This is a genomic window from Micropruina sp., from assembly GCF_047606665.1.
In the GTDB taxonomy this organism is placed as follows: domain Bacteria; phylum Actinomycetota; class Actinomycetes; order Propionibacteriales; family Propionibacteriaceae; genus Micropruina.
The window spans coordinates 17,893-42,023 of record NZ_JASGEF010000047.1; the positions used below are offsets into that span (position 1 = coordinate 17,893).

A 24,131-nucleotide genomic window follows, 5' to 3' on the forward strand; every position below is an offset into this window, starting at 1 on the left:
ACGGAATCGGACTCATCGCCGACTCTGGGTGGTGTGACGGGCGCTGCCGCTGACGACCTTGGCGGCACTGTTCGCATGCGCATGAAGCCGCGCGCGTTCCGCCCGGTAGGTGGTGGACGGGGTGCTCATTCCGGCGGTGTGTGGGCGGGATCGACGGGTTCGGTGGTGGCGGCATCGTGGGCCTGCTTTGCCGCTGCGCTCTTGCGGCCGACCCGGCGAGTGCTCGTAGCCGGACCGGCGGTGCTGTCGGCGTCCGGCTGGTCTGCCTTGCCGTCGTGCTGGGTGCGAGGTGTGGGGCCGCCGTTGGTGGCTGGGGAGTTCTTCACCGCGCGCTCACGGAGCAGGGTGCGCATGGTGCGGCCGTCGACGTCGGCACCGGTGGCGCGATGGTCGGCCAGGACGTCGCTGACCAACTGGTCGCGGTCGGCGACGCTGAATGGCGCGTCGCCGTCGCGTCCGATCATCTTGGTCCCCACGTAGGACGCGGAGCTGATGGCCATCAGCGCGACGAAGGTGGCGTCGAGTTCGGGCAGCTGGGAGATGTCGGCGGGTGTGGTGATCAGCGGGACCCCGCGGCCGAGGAAGTCGTAGACGGCGGCCAGCACATATCCGGCACCGAGGAAGAGCGTGATCATGAAGGACTGGAATTTCCCGGCGTCGATGATCTGGTCGGCTCCGGCCCCTTCCTCTTGGAGCACGATCTGTCCGAGGAACGCGGCACCCGGACGAGGTGCCTCGATAGGGACGGACGCCGCGATGGCGCGGGGGTGAGCATGGCTTCGCTGAGCCTTCACGGTGGCAGAACTCACCGTGGTCGCCGCGGTCGTGCCGAGCAGCGCGAGCACGGGCCCAGGGATCGTGAAGTCGAGTGGCTGCGCGTTCGGCACGGTGAACCGGGCCAGGGCAACCGCTGCCGACATCGAGAGGATGATCCACAGCCACCACAGCATCTGGAATCGGTTCAGGCTGAACCTGCCCCGCTCATCGATGAGGATGCCCAGCGGCGTGCCCTTCACCTGCTGGCCGGCGATGACGCCGACCAGCAGGAGCAGTGCTGCCGAGACAACCCACGCAGTCCATAGCGTTGTCATCGGACTATTTCCCGGTGAACAGCTTCACTACCTGGCCGGCGTCAGTCGCCAAATCGCTCACCGACTTACCGGCCGCGACCCACTTGTCCAGAATGGTCTGGAAGCTGTCCGGAGCCCAGGTGTGGAAGACCTTCAGCGCCGCCACCTGCGCGGCAGCGTCGGGGCTGATGCTGTACTGGAGGGCGTCGGTGCGGTCGCTGCGTCCGATCCACTTGCCGTCCACGCCGAACCGCCACAGCGGGGTGTGGCCGTTCGCCACCGGGATGTCGTCGGCGTCGACCAAGATGGCGCAGACGCCCGCGTGAAACCCCCCGAGCGAGGTGACCGTCCAGGTGCGGTTCGTGCCGGACAGGTCGCCGGTGCTGCGGGTCAGCCGCAGCCGGGTGTGGACGTAGTGGCCCGCCCCGAGGAAGTCGTCCCCGGTGTCCACGGTCAGGTCGCGGCCGGTGGGCTTCACCACGGACGAGATGGGGTCGCCGAGCGGAATGGTGCCCATCACGGACGAAGAGATCGTCTCCACCGCACTCCAGTCGTATCCGGACGCGAACAGGGTCGGAGGGTCGGGAATCCAATGACGCTGGCCGCCTTTGACGACATACACCTCCGGCGCCGGCGGTGCCGTCACCAAGGCGCCGTCGGGCCACGGTCCGGCGACGATCACGCTGGCGATCGGATCGCCGAGTGGGACGGCGCTCACCTCCGCATCGGGCAGGGTGGTGACCTGGCTCCACTGCCAGTGCGCCGTCAACGTCGCCGGATCCGGGATCCAGTGCCGCTGTCCGCCTTGCACGACATAGACCTCCGGCCTGGTCAGCATTTTGACCAGCTGCCCATCGGAAATGCTCATTTCGACTCCTCACTAGGTCGATGGCGGCGCGACCGATCTCGCATCGGAATTGCAGAGTGTGCAATCCCCGCGCGGGTCGCTATTGCCTGATTTGGGCCGCGGACAGCCACCTTGTCGGAGAAGGTTGGCTGAGCGGTAACCCACCGCCAGGAGGCGGCGTAAAGAGTTTTATTCGCTGGCCGAGCCTCGACAATACGTCAAACCGCGTACGTCGCGCCTCGGCTGCCGTGCCCCAGACCTCGTTGCGGCGCGCCAGTGTGGGCCGTGGTCGATGGATGTATTAAGGCTGCCGGCAGGCGATCGGTCCTGGAGGCAGTTCCCGGCACACCGGGGCCCGCGTCCGGCCGGCCCGCAGGGTTGTCGCGCTGGCGGTCTTCGGCGACAGCCTGTTTCATGCCCTTGTGCAGCGGTTTGTCGCGGGCTAAAACAGTGATGGCCCACGTGCGTGGACCGACTGGAGGAATGGGCCATGTCGGAGTTGTCTGCCGTGCTCGAGGTGTCCCGGCGGCTGGGTAGTTGCGAGTCCCACGACGCATTCAGGCTCTCGGCGCGCGAGGGTCTGCGGTGGCTCATCGACTGCGATGCGGTCATCTGGACGGGCATCGACATGCAGACGGCGTCCGCTGTGGTGGAGGGCGAGCCGTACGACCAACTGACCCTTGCCGATGGATTGATTCAGTACGCGGTCGATCACCCCGCCATTACCAGCTATCTTGCCGCGCCGGGTGACCTGACGCCGCGTCGAGTGTCTGACGTGGTGGATGGCAGAAGATGGAAGAATTCCGCAATCTACTGCGATGTGTTCCGGCCCCTGAGAGCATTCTTCCAACTCAATCTGGTCATTTCGTTGCGACCGCCGGCAGTCGGTGAGGGATTGGTGCTGATCCGTGAGACGTCCGACTTCACCGCCGACGATGTGGCTACGGCTACACATCTGCTGCCGGTCCTGGTGGCGCTCAACGACCGGTTCATCCGGCAGAGCCTCGAGAGCCGGGCGCTCCGCCCGTCCGATAGGCCCGCGCCGGACCTGTCGAGCACCCTGACTCCGCGGGAGCACGAGACGCTGCGGATGCTGAGCCGAGGGCTGACCGCGCAGGCGATCGCGCACCAGGAAGGGATCAGCGTGAGGACGGTGCGCAAGCATCTCGAGCACGTCTACAGCAAGCTCGATGTGCACGACCGACTGCTTGCCGTCGACAAGGCACGTGCGCAGGGCCTGCTGAGCTTCGACCCGTTGGCCTGATCGCCTGACAGCCAACGCGGGCGCGTGCTGGGGGGATCGCTGCTCAGGCCGAGATGTCGGTGTGCAACCGAACCAGCTTGACGCGGGTGGCGTCGTCGATGCCGATCTCTTGGTGTCCGCCGTCCGCGGCCCAGCCCGATTCGACCAGGAAGCGGCGCAGCGCGTCGTCGGTGGAGCGCACCCACCAGGTGGCCCGCTCGAAACCGTCGGCGCGCAGGGTGTCCATGCAGGCGTTCAGCAGCCGCGAACCATGGCCGGAGCGCTGCGCCAGCGGGTCGATGGCGAACTCGGCGACGATGCCGTCCTCGCCCGGCTCGGCGTCCGGATCGTCGCTCGGACCGAGCGCTGCGAAGCCGACCACCCGGTCGTCCGCCACCGCCACCAGCACCCGGAACTGGGCCAACGGGGGCCGGACGATCGCCGCGTGCCACGACTGCGTCATCTCGTCCAGATCCACCCCGGCGAACACCGAGTCGGCGACGTCGGCAGGCAGCTGTTGGGACCAGGCGCGCCGCTGGATCGCCGCGATCTGGGCGGCCTCCACGGGCAGGGCCAGGCGGACGGAGTCGGCAATCACAGGCTCATGCTATGAGGTTCCGATGGCGTGGCCGCTCGCGTCCGGTCCGGCGTCCATGTCGCGCGACGGTAGGGTGAGTGATGTGCGTGAGTCCCTGAAAACACCCCCCAGGCTGGCCCAAGACACTCTCCGCGTGATCCCGCTCGGCGGGCTCGGCGACGTCGGTCGCAACAGCACCAGCTTCGAGTTCAACGGTCAGCTGCTGATGGTCGACTGCGGCGTCCTGTTCCCCTCCGACGACCATCCGGGCGTCGACCTGATCCTGCCCGGCCTGCATCTGCTCGACGAGCGATTCGACGACATCCAGGCGCTCGTCCTGACCCATGGCCACGAGGACCACATCGGCGCCGTCCCGTACCTGTTGCGCAGCCGTCCCGACTTTCCGGTGATCGGCTCCCGGCTCACCCTCGCCCTGGTCCGCGAGAAGCTGCGCGAGCACCGGCTGCGCGACGTCGACCTGCGGGTGGTCTCCGAGGGTACTCGGATCAAGGTCGGCGAGTTCGACCTCGAATTCCTGGCCGTCAACCACTCCATTCCGGACGCCCTCGCGGTCGCCATCCGGACGCCGGCCGGCCTGGTGCTGCACACCGGCGACTTCAAGATGGACCAGCTGCCGCTCGATCACCGGCTGACCGACCTGCGCGGCTTCGCCCGGCTCGGCGAAGAGGGCGTCGACCTGTTCATGGCCGACTCCACCAACGCCGAGACCCCAGGTTTCACCACCCACGAGCGGGACATCGAGCCGGCCATGGAGCGGGTCTTCTCCTCGGCCAAGCAGAAGCTGATCGTGGCCTGTTTCGCCTCGCACGTGCACCGCGTCCAGCAGGTCTTGGACGCCGCCGTCCGCCATGGCCGCAAGGTCGTCTACATCGGCCGGTCGATGGTGCGCAATATGACGGTGGCGCAGGAGCTCGGCTACCTGAAGGTGCCCGCCGACACCCTGATCGAACTCAAGCAGCTCGAGAATTACCCCGATGACAAGGTGGTGATGGTGTCCACCGGGTCGCAGGGCGAGCCGCTGTCGGCGCTGTCGCGGATCTCCAACCACGAGCATCCGGTGGTCAAGGCCGGCCCCGGCGACGTGGTGCTGCTGGCGTCCTCACTGATCCCCGGCAACGAGAACTCGGTGTACCGGGTGATCAACGGGCTGGCCCGCAACGGGGTGACCGTGGTGCACAAGGGCAACGCGCTGGTGCACGTCTCGGGGCACGCCTCGGCCGGCGAGTTGCTGTACTGCTACAACCTGATTCAGCCGCGCAACGTGATGCCGGTGCACGGCGAGGTCCGGCACCTGATCGCCAATGCCGACCTGGCGGTGGCCACCGGTGTTCCGCGCGAGCGCGCGATCGTGATCGAGGACGGGGGAGTGGTCGACCTGGCCAAGGGCAAGGCGCGGGTGGTCGGCAAGCTCGACTGCGGCTACATCTTCGTGGACGGCTCGACCGTCGGCGACATCGGGGACGCCGAACTGACCGACCGCAAGATCCTCGGCGCGGACGGCTTCATCAGCGTCGTGGTGGTGGTGAACCTGCATTCGATGAGCCTGGTCAGCGGCCCGGACATCCATGCCCGCGGCTTCGTCGAGGACGACTCGGTGTTCGACGGCATCAAGGGACAGATTGCCAAGGCCGTCGTGGACGCCATGGCCGACGGCTCCGAAGACGTTCGCGGCCTGCAGCAGGTGGTCCGCCGCACCGTCGGACGCTGGGTCAACAACACCTACCGGCGGCGTCCGATGATCCTGCCCGTGGTGGTCGCGGCCTGACCCGATTAGGTGGCCCGGCGACCTCTCAGGTATCGTTGACGAGGCCCTCGTCGCGGGGCCGTTCCCAAGCAATCAAGGAGTTACCAGTGGCTGCCGTGTGTGACATCTGCGCCAAGGGCCCAGGCTTTGGCCACAACGTGCCCTGGTCGAAGAAGAAGACCAACCGTCGGTGGAACCCGAACATCCAGCGCGTGCGCGCGGTGGTGGCGGGCGCCCCGAAGCGGCTGAACGTCTGCACTTCGTGCCTGAAGTCCGGCAAGGTCACCCGCTGACCTGACCGGAACGCTCGAGGACCCGCCACGGCGGGTCCTTTTGCTTTTGCCCACCGGCGAAATCGGACGCCTCGCTACCCGAACGGATCGAAGATCGGGGCCGAGGTGTCGGCGAAGTCCCGGACGTTGCGGGTGGCGATCGTCAGGTCGTGGGCCAGTGCGGTGGCGGCGAGCAGGCTGTCGATCACCGGCAGAGTGCGGGTCGTCGGCAGGGCGGCCCACTGGCCGATCACCCGGTGGTCGACCGGCAGGATTCGTCCGTCGTAGTCCGAGCGCAGTTGTTCGATCCAGGTGTCGACGCGACCCGCGGCCACCGGGTCCCGAGGCCGCAGCAGATGCGCCCCGCGCAGGAGTTCGCCGAGGCTGAGCACGCTCAGCCAGGTGGTCGGCTCACTGGTCAGCCAGGCGACCACGCGCGGATCGGGACGGCGCTTCGTCAGCTCGGACACGACATTGGTGTCGAGCAGGTATTCGGTCATGCCGTCGGCTCGAAGAGGTCGGCTGACCGCTCGGGATCGACCTGGCGGGGCGGGAGTTCGAGGTCGTCGTCCAGACCTACCGCGGCGCTCGCCGTCAACAGGAACGATGCCAGCGACGGCTTGGCGTCGTGAGTTCGCCGGTACTCGTCGATGTTCACGATCACGGCGACCGCCGTCCCATGCTTGGTGATGAACTGCGGCTCCCCGGCCTCCGCGGCGCGCAACACCTCGCTGAACCGCTGTTTCGCCGTCTGCACCTGCCAGGTGGTCATGCCCTCACGATAGCCTGTCCAGCTAGTCAGTCTAGATCGTTCGTTTGGCCGAATCGCAGCGTCTAGCCTTTCTTCAGCAGGCTGGTGAGGCTTGCGAGCAGGATGCCCGTCCACAGCCAACCGAACGCGCTGAGTGCGATGAGGGCGACCGTCAACGGAACCGGGCCTGCGAGATCCCAGGACGACGGTTTGAACATGGCCGCCGACGGGATCACTACCATCGCGCCGTATAGCCACCCGTTGTACTCCGCGGGTGGGTGGCCTGCTGCGTTGGCGACCGGCTGGCCGAAGGCCTCGGTAAGAAAGCCGCCGACAAGTGCCGCGCCCGCGAGCCACAGCGCGGAAAATAGCGGGTAGTAGCCATAGCCGGCAAAGACCGCGTACATGAATCGAATCCACTTGGAGCGTCGCGGGGTACGGTTAGTTACTTTGTGAGCGGCTCGAAAGCGAACAAGGTTGGCATCGGAGATACGTCCTTGACGTTCGAACACGGAAGCAACCTCATGCCAGGACTGCACAGAAAAGTGTTCGCTAGGAATGGATTCTAACCATCGAATGGTTGCCGTGGGCGTGTCCAGGGCGCCCTGGAATTCGCCGATCTTCCATCCCATGGCGCTGAGGATCCTGGGAAGATTGTGATTCCCGCATAGGATGCCAATCCGGGCGAAATCGAGTCTCAGCAAGGCAGAATCGGAGGAGGCCTCCGGTCCCGACGAATGCCGTGTGTTTCGCTCCGGGCCGCCATTGGAAGCGCCGATATACACAGTATCCTGATTTCGCTCGCATATCACAACCGATTCCGTTGGCTCTGCCACTAATGCTGAAGCGCCGGTCGGCGCGTCGCGAGGTGTGTCAGTGCCTTCCTGACTACTGCCACCGCCTCCCAAGGCTAACATCCGACCTATTGTGGCGCCAGCCAGGCGTACCTCTCCTGTCACACGGAGGCGTTCGAAGAAGATGTTGGCGGCGGTGTGGGTGCCGCCGAAGTTGAGCGCGATACCTCCTGGCCTATGAATGACAGCCCCTGTCAGGTTGATCTCGCCGCCAATATGTGCTGCGATGGCCGATATCGTTCCGATGGCTTCGAAGCCTTTGTCCATGAGTGCGCTGCCTGAGATCTTTGCGCCGTCTAGGTGCAGCGCGACATCATCGCTCTCAAGCCTCGCTCGCCTCATCACGAGGTTGCCCTCGATTCGAATGCACCCGGCACTGACCAATCCGCGGGCGTTGAAGCTCTTGGCCGAGTTCTCGGGATCAGTGCCCAGCATAAGATCCCCTGAAATTCGAGCGTTGTGCAACCGGAGGGCTGGATCCTTACCATCACGGCCGAGTCGAGCGCCACTGAGGTCTACATGGCCATCAACGTCGCAGTGCATCGCAGTCACCTCTTTGGCGGTGAACTGGTCCCCCAGCGTAAGAGCGCCGGAGATACGGGCGCGGTCGAGTCGGAGGGTTGGTAGGTGACCCCCACGAAGCGACAGGCTGATTAGTCTACTGTCGTTCAGAAGTACATCCTGCTCGAACACGCAATCTTGCAACTGGAGCTGGCAAGACACGACCGCATGCCTGAGGTCGAGTTGCCCCGTGATGATGGCACCCCTGATGGCCAGGCCGCGTGGGTCCGGCCTAAGTTGGGGATGAAGGAGGGCCTTCCGGATCGCGGTGCCCGGTATCGACCGTCTCGGAGCCGGCTGGCTGGCGATGGGGTCGGAGTTGTCGCCGGCTAAGAGATCGATCGCCTCGCCCTTGCGGATGGCGCGTCGTAGGCGACTCGCCCAGCCTTGCTTGTTCCCCATGCGTGCTGAGCCTCTCTGTAGGGCCACATCTGACCGTCTCAAAGTATGAACACCCAATATATTGGGCTATCATACTCGGGTCACGATCGCCTCGACCAACGTGGCGTGAGAAGGGGGAGCAGTGGTCCAGCGAGGAGCGGCCATGAAGGGTCAGTCGTGGCCCTCGTTGACCAGTCGAGACTCGGTTTCGGATGATCGGGCGATCACTGCCACTCGAATCGGGGCTATTGCCAATGACGATCGGTTCGCGCGTCGGCGCCATGAACTAGGTGAACTCGCCCGAGCTCTCGAGGAGGGCGGCCGTCGTGAAGCTGTCTGGCGCGGGGTCGATCTTCTGAGAGTGTTTTCGCCGGAGTCGACCATCCGAGTGGCTACGGAGCATCGGAGTTCGCGGGCGCTCGGCGTTGTGGCCGCGATAGTGGTATTTTGTCCTGTTGCGTGGACTTGGTGGTCTTTTGGGGAAGCGGTTAGGGAGTACGAAGCTATTCTCGCACGCCCTCAGTCGACCTCAGCCAGCTTTCTTCAGTTGTGGGCGACGGGCTTCGGTGGCGGCCTCTCGTGGTGGCACCAGTTGTCGAATGTTGCCATAGGGTCATTGGTATTCATTATTGGTGGAATCCTGGTGGTTGCATTGAACCACTGGGCTGTGCGATCCGCGGAGCGATCTGCCGAGATTGATTACCAGCGGTGCGCGGCCGAGTTGGCCAGCGCATTAGGATTGGCACAAGTAACCATCAATAGCAGGAATACTGAGGATGTGATTCAGGGCCGAGAGGTCCTGGTGGAGGCACTCGATATGCTGTTGTTAGCCCATGAAGAGACTCGCACGTCGACGGAGGCCCTGAGAAGTACCGCCGAGATGCTGCAATCAACAACGACTGCCATGCTCGCAGCGTTTCAGGCGGGCGTAGAGACGTCAGTCACGTCATTGCGGGCATCTATGGATGGAACGGTGAAGTCGTTGGAGGCGTCGGTCGACGGAGTGACTACTGCTCTCAGGCAGTCGATCAAGAAGACTCAAGGAGCGCTTGACGCGTCGATAACGCATACCTCCGATACGCTGACGGTCTGCGCCGATCAGGTTGCGCAGATCTCGGCCGAAATGCAGAAGGCGGCGATCGATTCGACCGCGGCTCAGCGACAACTTACGACAGCTACCGTTCGTCTCACTAGCGATCTCGGTAAAGAGGTCAAAGATGCAGCGAGCGTCATCGGCCAAGAGGTGGCTGCGCTGAGCCAGCAGACCAGCAGCCTAGCCGATGATTCAGGCGAGATCGGACGAAACCTGGCTCGGCATACGGAGGCGATGCAGCATCAAATTGGCGAGCTTACGGGAATCAGGAGCCACCTCCAGCGTCTCATCGACCCGCCAGATTCGTCAGTGAAGATGGCCCCACCGCCACGTAAGTAGTGCACCATGCGAGAATCCCGAAACCGTCGGGCATCCGGGGTTGCCCCGACGATGTTGGCAGGGTGGCTGTTCGCCGACCTGTTTCTCGTCCTGTTCATCGTCGGACTGGGGTCTGTGATGGCCGTCACCGCACCAACGGGGACTCCCACCATCTCGTCGATAACAACGCCGACACCCGCTCCATCATCCATAAATTCCGCGCTTCCGCAACCGTCGAAGGAAATCGTCGTTGTCGGCCTTTCGCAGAAGCCTTTCAATATCGTATTGACGGTACCTTCGCCTGGCTTGCTGAGTTCGGATGGCCCTAGTCGAAAAGTAGAGAATGATTTATATCGACAGGTGCGGGACGGATTGAAAGCCAAGGGGCTTACGCGTGAGGAAGCCGGGCTGGTGTTGGTGTGGGGGTATGGGGGACAAGATCATGGATTGGCTATGTCAGGAATTGTAGGAAAGCTGCTCCCGAAGGCAGGCAGTGCCTTCTTTAAGGAGAGCGAGAGTGCTCGGGTTAGGGCGTTCTGGGGTGGGAACAGGATGTCGAGCGACAAAGTGAGACTTGAGATCTATACTCTCAAGAAGGTTGCGAAGTAGCAGAAAGGAAGGAATTTAGTATGGCTAATATTCTACCGTTCTATCTCGTCTGTGATGAGTCTTACTCGATGGAGGGTGAGCCGATCGATAGCATGAACAAGGCGCTTCCCGAATTGCATATGGAGATCGGCATCAACCCGGTGGTGTGCGACAAGGTTCGGTTTAGCATCATCACGTTTAGTGAGCAGCCGCAAGTGCTCCAGCCACTGGTGGATCTCTCTCAGGTAACGCAGTTGCCTGAACTGCATCCTCGGGGGGGAACAAGCTATGCTCCGGCATTCAGGTTGCTCCGTACGGAAATCGACCATGACGTCGATGAGCTCAAGACTCAAGGTCATCGAGTATATCGGCCGTCCGTGTTCTTTCTGTCCGACGGCCAGCCCACTGATGAAGACGCTGACTGGCAGCAAGCGCTTGCCGACCTCGTCGACCCGAATTGGGGGCGTCATCCGAACGTGCTGGCGTTCGGGTTTGGCGCAGCGAACGAAAAGGTGATCGCGCGAGTCGGGGTGACCAGAGCGTTCATGGCCGATGGCAGCATATCTCCGGCGAAGGCCCTGGCCGAGTTTGCGAAGTCGCTGACGCGGTCAATCGTTCAGTCTGCCTCTGGTGCTGGCGATGGGGTGGCGCCTGTTATCCCCAATCAGGTCAAGGGATTTGCCCCCTTGCCTGCTGATCCGATCATCTAGGTCGACTGTGTGCACTGGAGGTGGGCGCGAGGCGCAGACCGACTCACCGGCTACCGGGCCCGTCGATGCTGGCGAGTCCCCCTTGGCGAGTCATGAGGAGGGTGTAGCGCCGGCGGGAGTGAGAAGCCAGGATCTCGGGGTGGGGTTCAGTACACAATCCGGTGGATCAACGGCTCTTGATCAGCCAGCGGGTGGGGCGGACTGTGCTGCAGGCGGTAGGGCACCTGCGCTAGATTCAGGGTTGGACGTCGATGGTGGGGGCGCTTCCCGCGAGGAGCCTAGATCAGCTCTGAAAGGGCCGGACATCGGCCAGATGCCCCAGTCGGCCACAGTGGATGCCGGTCGCTCCGACATCGGCATGCGGGGATCGAGTAGATCCGACGTGCAGGCGGAGGCGCACCCGTGGAGGTTGTTCGGAGAGCAAGGGAGGCTCACTCCAGTTCCACAGCGGGTAACACAACAATCCGAAGGGGTATACGTGCCCGATACCGCCATCGAGTGGGTTGATATACCGGGCATCTCGATACGTGGCGTGTCGGCCCGCGGGCATATGCATCGATGGGACGGGTCCGTTCGGCAGGATCAGATGGCGGTGGGTGATCTTGGTAGTGTCCTAGTGTGTGCCGTCGCCGACGGTGTGGGAGGCGAGGATGAATCACACTTGGGATCGGCCTACCTAGCGCGGTTCGTTACAGCGTGGAAGAACTTGGTCGGTCTTCTCCGTGGCACACATGAAGAGCTTTCCTGCGCCCACCTGGCCAGTGGGCTCGAGCGTGAGGCCGCCGGGCGGGGGCTCGCCGCTCATCGCCTGAGTTCGACATTGAGTTTTGCCGTTGTCGATAAGCAGGGCACCAGTGCGGAAGATGGGGCGTTGAGATGGTCGCTAGCGCTGGCTCAGATCGGAGATTCCCACATCTATCGGCTGCGAGGAGGAAGATGGTCCAACTTAACCGCTGTAGAGCGCGACGGGGTAGGTTCCGAACTCGCGAGTACGCAGGTGGCTCCGCTGCCCAAACATAATAGCGCGCGGGTTTGGCGGCTCTCTGCGCATCCGGGCGACGTTATTGCACTCACGACGGATGGAGTGGGACTCCCGCTAGACGATGTACCAGAGTATGCTTCTGCGCTGTCGGCCCTATGGGAGACGGGGAGGGCGCCGTCTCCGGCGGAGTTGCTCGACGTTGTCGATGGAAATATCAAGTCCTATGACGATGATCGTACGATCGTAGCCATAAGGTTCGGTCTGATATGAGTGTGTTGCTGTCGCAGGTAGATATTGGGGATTCCCTCGGCGAAGGGGGTCAAGCGCAGGTATTTAGGGTTAACGGACATCCGGAGCTGGCCCTGAAGATCTATCATGCGGCGGTGTTGCCGGGGCTGCGGACTCAGGTATTGAGGAACCTTGTAGCTGAGCTTGGCAATCTCTCCTTAGAGGGTCGGCCGATCACCTACTGGGCGACGTGGCCTGTAGATACGGTGGTCAACCATAGCGGACATGTGGTTGGCTTCCTGATGCCGGTTATAGGTGCCGATTTCTTCATGTCAGAGGGAAATCTAGCGGGTCGACCAGCAGACTTTAGGTATCTGGCTGCCGAGCCGGCTCCCAAGTGGGGCGATGTATCGCTGCCAGACGTGGGAACGCGCCTTCGCTTGTTGGCCCAGCTGGCAGGTATATTGCAGCAATTGCATCATCGGCGGATGGTGGTAGGCGACCTTTCTTCTTTCAATGCTGTCTGGTCGACTCGACCGGAACCTCGGGTCATGTTGGTCGATTGCGACGGTATTCGACCACCAATCGGGCCGCCGGTCGCTGATGGCTTCGAGACGCCGGATTGGATGGATCCGGAAGCTGTTCCAAATGCGAGTGCCGATGTTGATCGGGACTGTTACAAGTTCGCCCTGATGGTGCTTCGTGTCCTAACGCGGAAGGTGAGTGTCAGGCCGCGCGCCAGTGGTGATCACTCTCTCGTCGGGCTGAACGATAGGATGGCCGAATCGATCGATGAACTGCTCAGACGAGCTGCAGGCGCGCCAGGCACTCGTCCGTCGGCGACAGAATGGCGCTTTGCGCTTCAGGGTCGTCCAGTTAGACGTGTTAAAACGCGACCAGCAACGACACCCTTCATCTGGCCGCACGGTGGAGGTGAACCGGTGCTCACTGAGCCTGGCGTCCGGCGCTGGCAACAAGTGGCCCCGCCTCCACGTCCGTCGATTGACCACGTAGATAGTCCGTTGGAGGCACCGGCGGCCTTCCAGGATACCAGGCGTGTTTGGAAGCCGATCGAGCCGCCGACGCGTTATCCATGAGGAGCGCAAAGTCCTGGCTGGTGGTGGGCCTCGCTAGCGTTGTCGGGGCTGTGACTCTAGGGTTCATCTTGGCGAGTTCGCCCGAGGTGCTTCTTCCGTTTCCATGGGCGGTGGCTGTTGCCTTGGGGCTTCCATGGGCAGTCGTTGTGGCGTTAGGTCTGTGCGCAATGGTGGCTCTGCCCGTGTGGTGGGTGGATAGAGGGCACTCGCGCCCGGACGTTTGGTCTTCAGTTGGAACGGCGTCCGACTCGGGCATGGATGGAATTGTTTGGCATGGCGATCAGCCACCGGATCAAACAATTTGGGGAAGAAGCTCAAGGGTCGCCAGGCGACTGGATCAGACCAAGCCCAGTGGTGAACTCCGGCGGACGGGTTCGCGTACCTCTGTGCCGTCAAGGCGAGTTGCTATGCATAGCGAGGATGGCGCTGCCTCGGTCGGTGGCCAAAGGCTTGAAACAGAACTGCAGCGTCTGCGCCGGCATCTGTACGACGGAGACCTGCGTCTTGGGAGGCCGATCAAAGCTAACGACACAGAGGTGGCTGCCGAGAAGCATCGAGATGCCGGCGGTGTTGTCTATGATGTACGAGACTTTCCTAAGTTCGTCTACAAGGAACTGAATAGGCCGTTGGTGGGCTCGGCTGGTTCGTTCGAAGAGATCGCAACGCTCGGTCGTCAGCTTTCGTCACGCCTAGAGAGTAGGGGTGTGGAAGTGTTCTGGCCCCTCGATATCTGCGGTGATCGAGACGTTGCCCGAGGGTATATTATGGAAAGGATTCCGGACGAGTATCACCTGCATGTGAGGACGCCATATATGAAGTCTCGTCGACTTGCCGAAATGGCGCGCGCCTTGCCAACGGGGAAGGCCTTTCAATTGGTGGAACCGATTACGGCCGCGGATCGGCTGGAATTGGTGAAACTTGTCGGTGTGTTTCTCAATGAGCTTCATGCTCAGGACTTTGTCTACGGTGATGTATCGTGGGCGAACTTCCTTTTTGTGCGCAAGCCGACAAAGATTGGAGTCATCGATCTAGATAGCACCCGTCGACTGGCTGGCCCTTTTATCAAAGACAAGGATGCCGTCGACACGCTAGGATGGCGTGATTCGTTAGCGCCGGCTGACCCGGAGCCGCTTGGGTTTGACCTCGATCGCTACCGCTATGCGTTGCTAGTATATCGCATGTTGGTGACGCTGGATCGTGAGTCAGTGTTTCCGGAAGACGTGGTTAGCATTGCTGTGCCACGAACTGACGGTTTGGCTGAATCCGCACGAGCGACACTGGAGTTTGTCCTCCGGAGAGCGGCGGCCGCGCCGTATGGGTGTCGGCCGCCGATATGTGAATGGCTAGGAGCCTACGAGAAGTGACGGAGCGACCGCTGGTGCATGTGCTCTTCGCGCTGCCATAGTGGACTCGCATCGGTTATCGTACCGGGCGCTGTGAGGTGCATGACCCAACGTGCTGTCCGCGTCGAGATCGATCGGAGATGCCGATGATGCGCTTCAATCCACCACCGGGTTGGCGATCGCCCCGCCCGGTTGGCGGCCGAGCGCCGATTGGCGTCCGGACCCGTTCTGGCCGCCGGCCCCGTCCCGCTGGTCGTTCTGGGTCGACGATCCGGACGCGTTGGAGCCGCAGACCCTCCTGCGCAAGGTCGCGAACCTGCTGGTCGAGGACGCCCGGCCCAATCTGCGTCCGGTCATGGACGCCGCGATGGCGGTTGTTCGGGCACCTGCGGTCACCACCGCGGTCGTGCTCGACGCCTTTCGACGCTGCAACGGCGGGCTGTGGGTCGGCGGGACGCTGCTGGTCACCGACCGGCAGCGCCGACTTCCGGGCGAACGGGCTCAATCGAGCGGTGCAGTCGGGCACCCTGGATCTCTCCGCGCCGCTGGGGGGACATCGTCGCGGTCGAAGTCCAGGCGGGCGTGCTCACCAGGATCGTGGCAATGTCGGTCGGCCACGAGCTGGTGAAAGCCCGCATGTTCGGCGCCGATCAGGTGGCCGGGACGATCCGGCAGGCGATCGCACGGGCCGACACCGAACAGTTCTGAGGGTTGCCGTCGGCATCGAGAGTGGCCGGCGCAGGGACCTGTCCGATCGTGTCAGTGGGTCCCATTAGTCTTCCGATCATGGTGATGTGGCGGACGCAGGCGTACCGGGAGTTGTATGCGCCGGTGGCCGACGTGCTGGGCGCGCGCACCGCCAAGGAGTTCGAGAAGCTCCGCGTGCACACCGTCGGCGATCTGCTGCGGCACCTGCCGCGCCGCTACCTGTCCGGCACCGAACTCACCGATCTGGCCACCTTGGAAGAGGGCGAGCATGTGGCGGTGATGGCCAGGGTCAGCCGCACCCAGGTGATCCGCGGGTCGGGCGGTCACGCGTCCGGTCCGCAACGTCGCGGCGGGCGTCCGAGCCGGCTCGAAGTGACCCTGACCGACGGGCACGGCTACCTCGCGGTCACCTTCTTCGGCCGCGACCGCCTGGTCGAGTACTGGGACCGCGAGCTGGGCAAGGGCGTCCGCGGAATCTTTGTCGGCAAGGTGGGGCGGTTCCGCGACCAGCTGCAGCTCACCCACCCCGAGTTCGTCATGCTGGACGCCTCCGGCGCCATCGTGGGCGCCTCCGAAGAGAAGCAGCGGATGGCCACGATGAGCCGCTCCGGCCTGGTCGGCATGTATCCGGCGACCGCCAAGCTGCCCACCTGGAAGGTGGCGGAATGCTGCCGGCTCGCCCTGGCCACGCTCAGCGGTGCCGACGATCCGTGGCCGGAATGGGTGCTGGACGCCGCCGACGTGATGCGCCAGGCGGACGCCTTCGCCGCCGTCCACCAGCCCCGCAGCCTCGCCGAGGCCGAGGCGGGCGCGCAGCGGCTGCTCTTCGACGAGGCCTTCGCCACCCAGCTCACCATGGCCTACCGGCGCGCCGACGTGGCCACCCACACCGCGATCCGGCGCCAGGCCGTCCCCGGCGGGCTGCTCGACGCGCTGGACGCCCGGCTGCCGTTCGCCCTCACCGACGGCCAGCGCGAGGTCTGCGACACCTTGTTCGCCGAACTCGACCGGGCCCGGCCCATGCAACGCCTGCTGCAGGGCGAGGTGGGTTCGGGCAAGACCGTGGTGGCGCTGCGGGCCATGCTCGCCGTGGTGGACGCCGGCGGCCAGTGCGCGCTGCTGGCACCCACCGAGGTGCTGGCGCAGCAGCACTATGCGACGATCCGGACGCTGATGGGCGACCTGGCCGGTGGCCGGCTGCTGGGCTCCCCGGACGCCGCGACCGATGTCGTCCTGCTCACCGGATCGATGCCGGCGGCGGCCAAGCGGACGGCGCTGCTGCGGGCGGCGTCGGGTGAGGCGGGCATCGTGGTCGGCACCCACGCACTGCTCAACGACAAGGTGCAATTCGCCGATCTGGGGTTCATCGTGATCGACGAACAGCATCGCTTCGGCGTCGAGCAGCGCGGGGCGCTGACCGACAAGGCGTCCGCACGGCCGCATGTGCTGGTGCTTACCGCGACACCGATTCCGCGGTCGGTGGCGATGACGATCTTCGGCGATCTGGACATCTCGACGCTGGCCGAACTGCCCGCCGGACGCCAGGTCATCGGCACCGTGGTGGTGGACGCCGCACTGCGTCCGGCCTGGGTGGAACGGGCCTGGCAACGGGTCGCCGAAGAGGTCGCCCAGCACCGGCAGGTGTTCATCGTGGTGCCCCGGATCAACAGCAGCGACGAGGGCGTCGGGGTCACCGAACTGGCCGAACGGCTCAGCACCGGGCCGCTGGCCGGCGTCCGGGTCGGGGTGATGCACGGACAACTCAACTCGGACGCCAAAGAGTCCACCATGGCCGCCTTCGTCGCCGGCGAACTGGACGTGCTGGTGGCTACCACGGTGATCGAGGTCGGCGTCGACGTCCCGAACGCGACGATGATGGTGATCTGGGACGCCGAACGCTTCGGCATCTCGCAGCTGCACCAGCTGCGCGGCCGGATCGGACGCGGCGAGCATCCGGGGGTGTGTCTGCTGATCTCCTCGGCGCTGGCGGAAGAGACCATCCGGGAACGGCTGCAGGCGGTGGCCGCCACCAACGACGGCTTCGAACTCGCCGAACTCGATCTGCTGCAACGCCGCGAGGGCGACGTGCTGGGTGCCGAACAGTCCGGCTCCCGCTCCAGCCTGCGGCTGCTCAGCGTCCTGGAACACGCCGACCTGATCGTTCAGGCGAAACAGATCGCGTCGGACGCCGTCCAGCGTGACCCCGACCGATCCACCCCCGGCTTCGTCGACGCGGTGACCGCGACGGAGCAGCTGATGGCCGGCGACTTCCTCGAACTCAGCTGACCCTCGCCCGCTCTGGCACGATGACCCGGTGACTCTGATCGCTGCAGCGGACGGCTCCGCCCTCGGCAATCCCGGACCGGCCGGCTGGGCCTGGTACATCGATCCCGACCGCTGGGCGAGCGGCGGCTGGCCGCACGGCACCAACAACATGGGCGAGCTGACCGCGGTGCTCGACCTGCTCCGGCAGACCGCGGGTGTCGACGACGAGCTGCTGGTCTACTGCGACTCGATGTACGTGATCAACTCGCTGACCAAGTGGATGCCGGGTTGGAAGCGGAAGGGCTGGCGCAAGGGCGACGGCAAGCCGGTGCTCAACGTCGAGATCATGAAAGAACTCGACGCCGCCCTGGCCGGCCGCCGGGTGCGGTTCGAATGGGTGAAGGGCCATGCCGGGCATCCGCTGAACGAAGAGGCGGACCGGCTCGCCAACGCCGCCGCCGTCGCCTTCAGCCAGGGACGCCAACCGGACGCCGGTCCTGGCCTGGGCGGGGCGGCCGCGTCCGTCACCGAAACGGTCGGCGACAAGGCGACCAGGCCTGCGGATCCGGTGGGGCAGCCGTCGACTACCGGCACCGGGTCGCGCCGGCGAGCCGCTCGCCCGGCGTCCGAGGAGCCGGACGATCTGTTCTCGGCGATGGCCGATCAGCTCGCACCTGAGCCGTCCGACATCGACCGGGTGATCGTGTTGGAACGGGCTCTGGCAAGCGATGATGTTCGCGCCGACCCGGCCTCGGTGGCCGCGCTGCTGCACCCGGACTGGTGCGAGATCGGGCGCTCGGGCCGGCTGTGGACCCGTGCTGACTGCCTGGCCACGATCGGGCCGCTGCTCGAACCTGTCCGGCTCGAGGTGGTTTCCGTCGACCAGGTGGACGCCCGGACCATTCTGCTGATCTGGCGCTCGATCGGCGCGCAGGATTCGGCCCTGCGCAGCTCGCTGTGGGTCAAGGACGACGACTGGCGGCAACGCTTCCACCAGGGCACTGCCGAACCCTGACCGACCCCGTCCGACTGCCGGCAGGGTGGTGGTCACCGGTCTCGGGTGGTCACCGGTCTCGGGCGGTCACCGATCGCGCGATCGGTGAGTGGTCCGGACGCCGCAATCTCCCGGTCACCGGAGGTTGCCGCGACGGGCGGCGTCGTCGCGCCAGGATGCGGCGTCCGCATGAGCTAGCGTCAACTCCATGTCGCGGATCATCGCCGGTAGCCGCAAGGGTCATCGACTGCTCACGCCGCCCGGCGACGGCACCCGGCCCACCTCTGACCGGGTCCGCGAGGCCGCGTTCGGCGTCCTGGCCTCGGAGTTGGGACGATCCGGGGACGCCGCCGCGATGCTCACTGACCGCTCCTTCCTCGACCTGTACGCCGGGTCGGGCGCAGTCGCGCTGGAGGCGGCGAGTCGCGGCGCGGCGTCCGCGGTGGCGGTGGAGAACGACCGGCGGGCGGCCGACGTGATCCGCCGCAATGTGCGGGAGACCGGGCTGGACGTCCGGCTGGTGGCGACGAGCGTCGAGAAGTACCTTGCCGGCCCGCCGACGCCGTTCGACATCTGCTGGCTCGACCCGCCCTACCGACTGTCGAACACCACGGTCGAAGGGGTGCTCGGACGCCTTGTCGACGGCTGGCTAGCGCCGGAGGCGATCGTGGTGGTGGAGCGTGCCCGGCGCGATCAGCCGTTCACCTGGCCCGACCGGTTGGGGGATCGCTGGGAACGTCGATACGGTGAGACGACGCTGTTTCTCGCGACGGAAGGTGGCGAATGAGAGCCGTCTGCCCCGGATCGTTCGACCCGATCACGCACGGCCACCTGGACGTCATCCGGCGGGCCGCGGACCTCTTCGACGAGGTGATCGTGGCCGTCGGCCGGAACTCGGCCAAGAACTACCTGTTCGACAGCGGCGAGCGCGTCGAGTTGGTGCAGGAATCGATCGAGGGACTGGACGGTGTCCGGGTCGAGGTGCTGTCCGGGCTGCTGGTCGACTTCTGCCGGGCGCAAGGGGCTGAGGTGGTCGTCAAGGGGCTCCGGTTCGCGTCCGACTTCGACTTCGAGCTGCAGATGGCGCACATCAACCATTCGCTCACCGGCCTGGAGACGGTGCTGCTGCCCGCCTCGGCGCAGTGGGGGACGCTGTCGTCCACCATGGTCCGCGAGGTCGCCTCGCTGGGTGGCGATGTGAGCGCGTTCGTGCCGCCCCTGGTCTCGGAACGCATCCAACAGAAGAGGAACCCCCGCCATGGCTGATTCGACCGCCGACCGATTGGACGCCCTGCAGCAGATGATCGAGCAGGGCAAAGCGGTGCCGATGTCGGCGTCCTGCATCATCAACCGCACCGACGCGTTGGCGTTGGTCGCCGCCGCCCGATCGGTGCTCGCCGACGAACTGGACGCCGTCCGCGAGGCCGCCGAAGCCAACCCGTCCGTGCTGGAGCGAGCGAAGCAGGAGGCCGCCGAGGTCGTCCGGAACGCCCAGGAAGAGGCCGCACGGCTGGTGGAGGCCACCGAGGTGGTGCAAGCCGCCCAGCTCCGTGCCGAAGAGGTCGAGCGGCACGCCGCCGCCGAGGCGGACGCCCTGCGCAAAGAGGCCGACGTCTACGTGGACGGCCGGATCGCCGCGATGGAGGCCGGCCTGCAGAAGACCCTCAGCCAGATCCAGACCATGCGCGCCCGGCTCGCCTCCCGCTCTGACCTGGACGCCGGCGAGTAAGCCCCCCGTCGTCCAGCCCCTCCCGTCCGCCCTCCCGAACCAATCGCTCGGGGAGCGCGGGGGTGGGGAAAGGCTCGATTGGCGCCGCGCAAGCCCGCCAGGTAAGGTTGCTCCTCGGTCATGACCATGTCACATCGCCATCTGAATCCCCGCTCCGGGCTCGTCATCGATACCCACGAGCTGGGCCGACGAGTCGGCGCCATGAAGGAGATCCAACGGGTCGCCGAGGCTCCGGACGGCGTGGGCACGGACGTGATCGGGGTACCACCCGGATCCCCCGTCGATCTCGAGATTCGTCTCGAATCGGTGGTGGAGGGGGTGCTGGTCACCGGAGCCGCCGAGGTTACGTTGACGGGGCAGTGCGGACGCTGCCTGGAACCGATCTCCTTCGATGAAGAGATCGACCTCCAGGAGTTGTACCTCTACCCCGACAAGGAGCCTGACGACGACGAGGCCAGCCGTCTCGAGGACGATCTGCTCGACCTCGAGCCTCTGCTGCGAGACATGGTGGTGCTCGACCTGCCGTACACGCCACTGTGCCGGCCGGACTGCGCAGGCTTGTGTCCCGACTGTGGGGCCAACCTGAACGCCGATCCCGACCACGCACACGACGACCGGATCGACCCGCGCTGGGCCGGCCTGTCGGGCTGGGCGGCGAAACCTGACGACGAAGATGAGGCCTCTATGGCCGGAAGCAAGGAGTGAGCCGTGGCCGTTCCCAAGCGGAAGATGTCCCGGAGCAACACGAGGCACCGCCGTTCCCAGTGGAAGGCGTCCGTGCCCACCCTGGTCACCTGCGCCAACGCGGCCTGCCGGGCCAAGCACCTGCCGCACACCGCGTGCCCGGAGTGCGGTCAGTACGGCCCTCGTGCCGCCCGCCGTCAGATCCTCGAACCCTGACACCGGCGGCGATGAGCCGCATCCACGACCTTCTCGACGAGCTGGGGATCACGATCGATCCCCAGCTTTTCGGGCTTGCCCTGGTGCATCGGAGCTTCTCCTACGAGAACGGCGCGATCCCGCACAACGAGCGGCTGGAGTTCCTGGGCGACGCCGTCCTCGGCGTGGTGATCACCGAGCACCTGTATCTGCGCTTCCCTGACCTTCCCGAGGGACGCCTGGCGAAGCTGCGCGCAGCCGTCGTCAACGCGCATGCCCTGGCCGACGTCGCCCGCGGCCTCGAGCTGGGATCGCTGATCCGGCTCGGCAAGGGTGAACTCGCCACCGGCGGTGCTGACAAGTCGTCCATCCTCGCCGACGCCTTCGAGGCGGTGCTGGGCGCCCTGTTCCTCTCCGCCGGACGGGACGCCGCCGACGCCTTCGTGCACACCCTGTTCGACCCGCTGGTCGAATCGGCCAACAGCCTCGGCGCCGGCCTGGACTGGAAGACCAGCCTCCAGGAGCTCTGCTCGCTGCGCGACCTGGGCGCCCCGGCCTATCTCATCACCGAGTCCGGACCCGACCACGACAAGCGGTTTCAGGCCGTCGCCGTGATCGGTGACAGCAGCTACCCGTCCGCGCCGGGCCGCTCCAAGAAGCAGGCCGAACAGGGCGCGGCCAAGGCGGCCTTCGAGTCCCTGCACGATGCCTGAGCTGCCCGAGGTCGAGACCGTCCGGGCCGGGTTGGCGTCCATCGTCGCCGGACGCCGCATCGATACGGTGACCGTGCTGCACCCGCGTCCGGTACGCCGGCATCCGGGTGGCCCGGACGACTTCGCCGCCACCCTCGCCGGCCGAACCTTCGCCGAGCCCCGGCGTCGCGGCAAGTACCTGTGGCTGCCGTTCGCCGACGGCGACGCGCTGCTGGCGCACCTCGGGATGAGCGGACAGTTCCGGCTGGACGTCCCCGGCGCGCCGCTGCTGCCCAACACGCGAGTGCTGTTCGACCTGGTGGACGACGCAGCCCCCTCCTCGTCATCCCGGCGAACGCCGGGATCTCCCAGCCAGCTCCGCTTCATCGACCAGCGGATGTTCGGCGGCCTGTCGCTCAGTTCGGGCGGCGCCGAACTGCCCGCCGAACTCGCCCACATCGGACGCGACCCGTTCGATCCCGCCTTCGACCTGGCCGCCGCGGTGCGGAAGATCCGCGGCAAGCGCAGCGCCGTCAAGCGGGTGCTGCTCGACCAGACGGTGGTCTCCGGCATCGGCAACATCTACGCAGACGAGGCGCTGTGGCGGGCCCGGCTGCACTACGACCGTCCGGCCGATACCCTCACCGCCGCGAAGGCACGGGAACTGCTCGGCCACGCCCGCGACGTGATGGCCGAGGCACTCGAGCAGGGCGGCACCTCGTTCGACGCCCTCTACGTGAACGTCAACGGCAGCTCCGGGTACTTCGAGCGGGCACTGGCTGCCTACGGACGCGAGGGCCTGCCCTGCCAGCGCTGTGGACGTCCGATCAAACGCGAGCCGTTCATGAACCGATCCTCGTTCCGCTGCCCGTCCTGCCAGCGAAAACGATGATCTGTCGGACCGGGGCCTCTGCACCGAGCCGGTGCGTATAGACCGCGCAAGGTCTAACCTCGTTGTATGTGGAGCGTGGACGTCGGGCTGATCGAGGACTGGCTCAACTCGCTCGACAGGGCGTCGTGGAAGCAGGTGATGGCGGCCATTGAGGTGCTTCGTGAGTTCGGTCCGCAGTTGGGCCGTCCGCTCGTGGACTCGTTGACCGCGTCCAGGCACCGGAACATGAAGGAGCTCAGGCCGGGATCGTCGGGCCGCAGCGAACTCAGGGTCCTGTTCGCCTTCGACCCGAGCGCCGGGCGATCATGCTGGTGGCCGGCGACAAGGCCGGGAACTGGACGCGGTGGTACAAGAAGAACCTCCCGGTGGCCGACGACCTGTTCGACGACCACCTACACAGACTGAGGACCGGCAGAGACTGAGAGGAGAGTGATCGAGATGGCACTGAGCTACGAGGAGTACCTGGCCAAGCACCCCGTCGACGCCGCGGACCGGGCGGAGATCGACGCACACAAGGAGCGGATGCTCGCCGAGGTGCGGGCCTACCGCCTTCGCGAGCTGCGCGAGCAGGCCGGCCTCACCCAGGCGCAGTTGGCCGAGCGCATCGGCGTCGGGCAGCGGCAAGTCTCGAAGATCGAGCGTGGAGATCTCGACAGCGCCAAGGTTGGCACGATCCGCAGGTATCTTGAGGCCGTCGGCGGTGGCCTTGCCGTCGAGTACGTGATGGGCGACGAGCGCATCCAGGTCGGCTGATCGTGACCCGGGCGGCCACCAACTTCAATGTGCGAACCGCCTTGATACTGGGCCTACTGTAGGCATACCCATCGGCGATCGGGGGTGCTCCGTGGGTACGACCATCACCAGCCGCGACTTCAACCGTGACGTCTCCGCGGCCAAGCGTGCCGCCGAGCAGGGGCCGGTCACGATCACCGATCACGGCCGCCCCTCGCGCGTTCTGCTGACCGCGGCGGAGTTCGACCGGCTCTCCGGCAACCAGGAGTTGATGGGGAACCCTCTCTGGAGGAGCCAGGATCCGAGCATCGACCTGCTCTGCCGGAGCGCCGTGTCGAGCCTGAGCGCGAGATGGACCTGTGAGGTACCTGCTCGACACGAACGTTCTCAGCGATGCGCGCAGGCAGGCTCGACCGGAGCTCAACGTCTGGCTGCCGGTCAGCCGGGAGCAGACCTCGCGATCAGTGTCATCACGCTCCTGGAGATCGAACGGGCGTCCTGCTGACGCACGAACTCACCGTCGTCACCCGCAATGTGAAGGACTTCCAGCGCACTGGCGT

Annotated in this window: 27 protein-coding genes; 20 read left to right on the forward strand and 7 right to left on the reverse strand. The window is 65.4% G+C overall.

The window, feature by feature from the left end; translation table 11 throughout:
- Positions 1-125 precede the first annotated feature (125 nt).
- Both QM619_RS11180 and QM619_RS11185 read right to left on the reverse strand, forming a co-directional pair.
- Entirely contained in the window at positions 126-1,091 is a 966-nt protein-coding gene (locus tag QM619_RS11180) for a hypothetical protein (protein WP_415108307.1), read from the reverse strand.
- A gap of 4 nt (positions 1,092-1,095) precedes the next feature.
- Positions 1,096-1,938 carry a hypothetical protein gene (locus QM619_RS11185; RefSeq protein ID WP_415108310.1) on the reverse strand — a complete coding sequence of 281 codons (843 nt, stop codon included), beginning with the start codon at positions 1,936-1,938 and terminating at the stop codon, positions 1,096-1,098.
- 445 nt (positions 1,939-2,383) lie between these two features.
- Here QM619_RS11185 and QM619_RS11190 point away from each other — a divergent pair, with 445 nt between their 5' ends.
- Complete coding sequence (locus QM619_RS11190) at positions 2,384-3,181, forward strand: response regulator transcription factor (RefSeq protein ID WP_415108313.1); 798 nt, start codon at positions 2,384-2,386, stop codon at positions 3,179-3,181.
- Between the two features lie 43 nt (positions 3,182-3,224).
- Here the strand turns inward: QM619_RS11190 and QM619_RS11195 are convergent, their stop codons facing one another.
- A complete protein-coding gene (locus tag QM619_RS11195; RefSeq protein WP_415108316.1) occupies positions 3,225-3,758 on the reverse strand; it encodes a GNAT family N-acetyltransferase in 534 nt (177 codons plus the stop codon).
- A gap of 55 nt (positions 3,759-3,813) precedes the next feature.
- Between QM619_RS11195 and QM619_RS11200 the strand changes: the two genes are divergently transcribed.
- Both QM619_RS11200 and rpmB read left to right on the forward strand, forming a co-directional pair.
- Positions 3,814-5,523, forward strand: a complete 1,710-nt coding sequence (locus QM619_RS11200) for a ribonuclease J (protein ID WP_415108553.1) — start codon at positions 3,814-3,816, stop codon at positions 5,521-5,523.
- A gap of 86 nt (positions 5,524-5,609) precedes the next feature.
- Positions 5,610-5,795, forward strand: coding sequence for a 50S ribosomal protein L28 (gene rpmB / locus QM619_RS11205; RefSeq protein WP_415098899.1), 186 nt, complete (start codon positions 5,610-5,612; stop codon positions 5,793-5,795).
- A gap of 74 nt (positions 5,796-5,869) precedes the next feature.
- Here the strand turns inward: rpmB and QM619_RS11210 are convergent, their stop codons facing one another.
- The 3 genes from QM619_RS11210 to QM619_RS11220 form a co-directional block, all read right to left on the reverse strand.
- Positions 5,870-6,274, reverse strand: a complete 405-nt coding sequence (locus QM619_RS11210; protein WP_415108319.1) for a type II toxin-antitoxin system VapC family toxin — start codon at positions 6,272-6,274, stop codon at positions 5,870-5,872.
- Positions 6,271-6,546 carry a type II toxin-antitoxin system Phd/YefM family antitoxin gene (locus QM619_RS11215; RefSeq protein WP_415108322.1) on the reverse strand — a complete coding sequence of 92 codons (276 nt, stop codon included), beginning with the start codon at positions 6,544-6,546 and terminating at the stop codon, positions 6,271-6,273. The genes QM619_RS11210 and QM619_RS11215 overlap by 4 nt, the downstream gene beginning before the upstream one ends.
- Positions 6,547-6,608: 62 nt before the next feature.
- Complete coding sequence (locus QM619_RS11220; RefSeq protein ID WP_415108325.1) at positions 6,609-8,342, reverse strand: hypothetical protein; 1,734 nt, start codon at positions 8,340-8,342, stop codon at positions 6,609-6,611.
- 142 nt (positions 8,343-8,484) lie between these two features.
- Here QM619_RS11220 and QM619_RS11225 point away from each other — a divergent pair, with 142 nt between their 5' ends.
- The 5 genes from QM619_RS11225 to QM619_RS11245 all read left to right on the forward strand — a co-directional run bounded on the left by QM619_RS11225 (position 8,485) and on the right by QM619_RS11245 (position 14,701).
- Positions 8,485-9,753: a hypothetical protein gene (locus tag QM619_RS11225; RefSeq protein ID WP_415108328.1), complete on the forward strand. Its 1,269-nt coding sequence runs from the start codon at positions 8,485-8,487 to the stop codon at positions 9,751-9,753.
- A gap of 608 nt (positions 9,754-10,361) precedes the next feature.
- Complete coding sequence (locus QM619_RS11230; protein ID WP_415108331.1) at positions 10,362-11,030, forward strand: vWA domain-containing protein; 669 nt, start codon at positions 10,362-10,364, stop codon at positions 11,028-11,030.
- Between the two features lie 550 nt (positions 11,031-11,580).
- Positions 11,581-12,282, forward strand: coding sequence for a protein phosphatase 2C domain-containing protein (locus QM619_RS11235; RefSeq protein WP_415108556.1), 702 nt, complete (start codon positions 11,581-11,583; stop codon positions 12,280-12,282).
- A complete protein-coding gene (locus QM619_RS11240; protein ID WP_415108334.1) occupies positions 12,279-13,337 on the forward strand; it encodes a hypothetical protein in 1,059 nt (352 codons plus the stop codon). Before QM619_RS11235 ends, QM619_RS11240 begins: the two co-directional genes overlap by 4 nt.
- A gap of 407 nt (positions 13,338-13,744) precedes the next feature.
- Entirely contained in the window at positions 13,745-14,701 is a 957-nt protein-coding gene (locus tag QM619_RS11245; RefSeq protein ID WP_415108337.1) for a hypothetical protein, read from the forward strand.
- A gap of 135 nt (positions 14,702-14,836) precedes the next feature.
- Here the strand turns inward: QM619_RS11245 and QM619_RS11250 are convergent, their stop codons facing one another.
- A complete protein-coding gene (locus QM619_RS11250; protein ID WP_415108340.1) occupies positions 14,837-15,148 on the reverse strand; it encodes a hypothetical protein in 312 nt (103 codons plus the stop codon).
- Between the two features lie 318 nt (positions 15,149-15,466).
- On the opposite strand from QM619_RS11250, the gene QM619_RS11255 reads away from it, so the two are divergent.
- The 12 genes from QM619_RS11255 to QM619_RS11310 all read left to right on the forward strand — a co-directional run bounded on the left by QM619_RS11255 (position 15,467) and on the right by QM619_RS11310 (position 24,076).
- Entirely contained in the window at positions 15,467-17,674 is a 2,208-nt protein-coding gene (locus tag QM619_RS11255) for an ATP-dependent DNA helicase RecG (RefSeq protein WP_415108343.1), read from the forward strand.
- A 28-nt stretch (positions 17,675-17,702) separates the two neighbouring features.
- Complete coding sequence (locus QM619_RS11260) at positions 17,703-18,668, forward strand: RNase H family protein (RefSeq protein WP_415108346.1); 966 nt, start codon at positions 17,703-17,705, stop codon at positions 18,666-18,668.
- Positions 18,669-18,855: 187 nt separating this feature from the next.
- Positions 18,856-19,434 carry a 16S rRNA (guanine(966)-N(2))-methyltransferase RsmD gene (rsmD, locus tag QM619_RS11265; RefSeq protein ID WP_415108349.1) on the forward strand — a complete coding sequence of 193 codons (579 nt, stop codon included), beginning with the start codon at positions 18,856-18,858 and terminating at the stop codon, positions 19,432-19,434.
- Positions 19,431-19,913, forward strand: coding sequence for a pantetheine-phosphate adenylyltransferase (gene coaD / locus QM619_RS11270; RefSeq protein WP_415108352.1), 483 nt, complete (start codon positions 19,431-19,433; stop codon positions 19,911-19,913). Before rsmD ends, coaD begins: the two co-directional genes overlap by 4 nt.
- Positions 19,906-20,376 carry a hypothetical protein gene (locus QM619_RS11275; RefSeq protein ID WP_415108355.1) on the forward strand — a complete coding sequence of 157 codons (471 nt, stop codon included), beginning with the start codon at positions 19,906-19,908 and terminating at the stop codon, positions 20,374-20,376. Before coaD ends, QM619_RS11275 begins: the two co-directional genes overlap by 8 nt.
- Before the next feature lie 120 nt (positions 20,377-20,496).
- Positions 20,497-21,081 (forward strand): YceD family protein, encoded by a 585-nt coding sequence (locus QM619_RS11280; RefSeq protein ID WP_415108358.1) that lies wholly within the window; start codon positions 20,497-20,499, stop codon positions 21,079-21,081.
- 3 nt (positions 21,082-21,084) lie between these two features.
- Positions 21,085-21,276: a 50S ribosomal protein L32 gene (gene rpmF / locus QM619_RS11285; protein ID WP_298130948.1), complete on the forward strand. Its 192-nt coding sequence runs from the start codon at positions 21,085-21,087 to the stop codon at positions 21,274-21,276.
- A gap of 11 nt (positions 21,277-21,287) precedes the next feature.
- Positions 21,288-21,968: a ribonuclease III gene (gene rnc / locus QM619_RS11290; RefSeq protein WP_415108361.1), complete on the forward strand. Its 681-nt coding sequence runs from the start codon at positions 21,288-21,290 to the stop codon at positions 21,966-21,968.
- Positions 21,961-22,839 (forward strand): bifunctional DNA-formamidopyrimidine glycosylase/DNA-(apurinic or apyrimidinic site) lyase, encoded by an 879-nt coding sequence (gene mutM / locus QM619_RS11295; RefSeq protein ID WP_415108364.1) that lies wholly within the window; start codon positions 21,961-21,963, stop codon positions 22,837-22,839. The genes rnc and mutM overlap by 8 nt, the downstream gene beginning before the upstream one ends.
- A gap of 138 nt (positions 22,840-22,977) precedes the next feature.
- The gene (locus tag QM619_RS11300; protein ID WP_415108559.1) at positions 22,978-23,244 is read left to right on the forward strand and encodes a type II toxin-antitoxin system RelE/ParE family toxin; all 267 of its coding nucleotides are present in this window, start codon (positions 22,978-22,980) and stop codon (positions 23,242-23,244) included.
- A 33-nt stretch (positions 23,245-23,277) separates the two neighbouring features.
- Entirely contained in the window at positions 23,278-23,592 is a 315-nt protein-coding gene (locus QM619_RS11305; protein WP_415108367.1) for a helix-turn-helix domain-containing protein, read from the forward strand.
- Between the two features lie 91 nt (positions 23,593-23,683).
- On the forward strand, positions 23,684-24,076 hold the full coding sequence (locus tag QM619_RS11310) for a type II toxin-antitoxin system prevent-host-death family antitoxin (RefSeq protein WP_415108369.1): 393 nt from the start codon (positions 23,684-23,686) through the stop codon (positions 24,074-24,076).
- Positions 24,077-24,131 lie beyond the last annotated feature (55 nt).

Bases quoted from the DNA above. Each gene is read 5' to 3' on its own strand.
- rnc (WP_415108361.1), top strand. From the start codon at position 21,288: ATGAGCCGCATCCACGACCTTCTCGACGAGCTGGGGATCACGATCGAT.
- QM619_RS11210 (WP_415108319.1), bottom strand. From the start codon at position 6,274: ATGACCGAATACCTGCTCGACACCAATGTCGTGTCCGAGCTGACGAAG.
- QM619_RS11275 (WP_415108355.1), top strand. From the start codon at position 19,906: ATGGCTGATTCGACCGCCGACCGATTGGACGCCCTGCAGCAGATGATC.
- QM619_RS11215 (WP_415108322.1), bottom strand. From the start codon at position 6,546: ATGACCACCTGGCAGGTGCAGACGGCGAAACAGCGGTTCAGCGAGGTG.
- QM619_RS11220 (WP_415108325.1), bottom strand. From the start codon at position 8,342: ATGGGGAACAAGCAAGGCTGGGCGAGTCGCCTACGACGCGCCATCCGC.
- QM619_RS11200 (WP_415108553.1), top strand. From the start codon at position 3,814: ATGTCGCGCGACGGTAGGGTGAGTGATGTGCGTGAGTCCCTGAAAACA.
- mutM (WP_415108364.1), top strand. From the start codon at position 21,961: ATGCCTGAGCTGCCCGAGGTCGAGACCGTCCGGGCCGGGTTGGCGTCC.
- QM619_RS11180 (WP_415108307.1), bottom strand. From the start codon at position 1,091: ATGACAACGCTATGGACTGCGTGGGTTGTCTCGGCAGCACTGCTCCTG.
- coaD (WP_415108352.1), top strand. From the start codon at position 19,431: ATGAGAGCCGTCTGCCCCGGATCGTTCGACCCGATCACGCACGGCCAC.
- QM619_RS11245 (WP_415108337.1), top strand. From the start codon at position 13,745: ATGCATAGCGAGGATGGCGCTGCCTCGGTCGGTGGCCAAAGGCTTGAA.
- QM619_RS11235 (WP_415108556.1), top strand. From the start codon at position 11,581: ATGCATCGATGGGACGGGTCCGTTCGGCAGGATCAGATGGCGGTGGGT.
- QM619_RS11305 (WP_415108367.1), top strand. From the start codon at position 23,278: ATGGCACTGAGCTACGAGGAGTACCTGGCCAAGCACCCCGTCGACGCC.
- QM619_RS11240 (WP_415108334.1), top strand. From the start codon at position 12,279: ATGAGTGTGTTGCTGTCGCAGGTAGATATTGGGGATTCCCTCGGCGAA.
- rsmD (WP_415108349.1), top strand. From the start codon at position 18,856: ATGTCGCGGATCATCGCCGGTAGCCGCAAGGGTCATCGACTGCTCACG.
- QM619_RS11255 (WP_415108343.1), top strand. From the start codon at position 15,467: ATGGTGATGTGGCGGACGCAGGCGTACCGGGAGTTGTATGCGCCGGTG.
- QM619_RS11225 (WP_415108328.1), top strand. From the start codon at position 8,485: ATGAAGGGTCAGTCGTGGCCCTCGTTGACCAGTCGAGACTCGGTTTCG.
- QM619_RS11300 (WP_415108559.1), top strand. From the start codon at position 22,978: ATGGCGGCCATTGAGGTGCTTCGTGAGTTCGGTCCGCAGTTGGGCCGT.
- QM619_RS11280 (WP_415108358.1), top strand. From the start codon at position 20,497: ATGACCATGTCACATCGCCATCTGAATCCCCGCTCCGGGCTCGTCATC.
- QM619_RS11230 (WP_415108331.1), top strand. From the start codon at position 10,362: ATGGCTAATATTCTACCGTTCTATCTCGTCTGTGATGAGTCTTACTCG.
- QM619_RS11185 (WP_415108310.1), bottom strand. From the start codon at position 1,938: ATGAGCATTTCCGATGGGCAGCTGGTCAAAATGCTGACCAGGCCGGAG.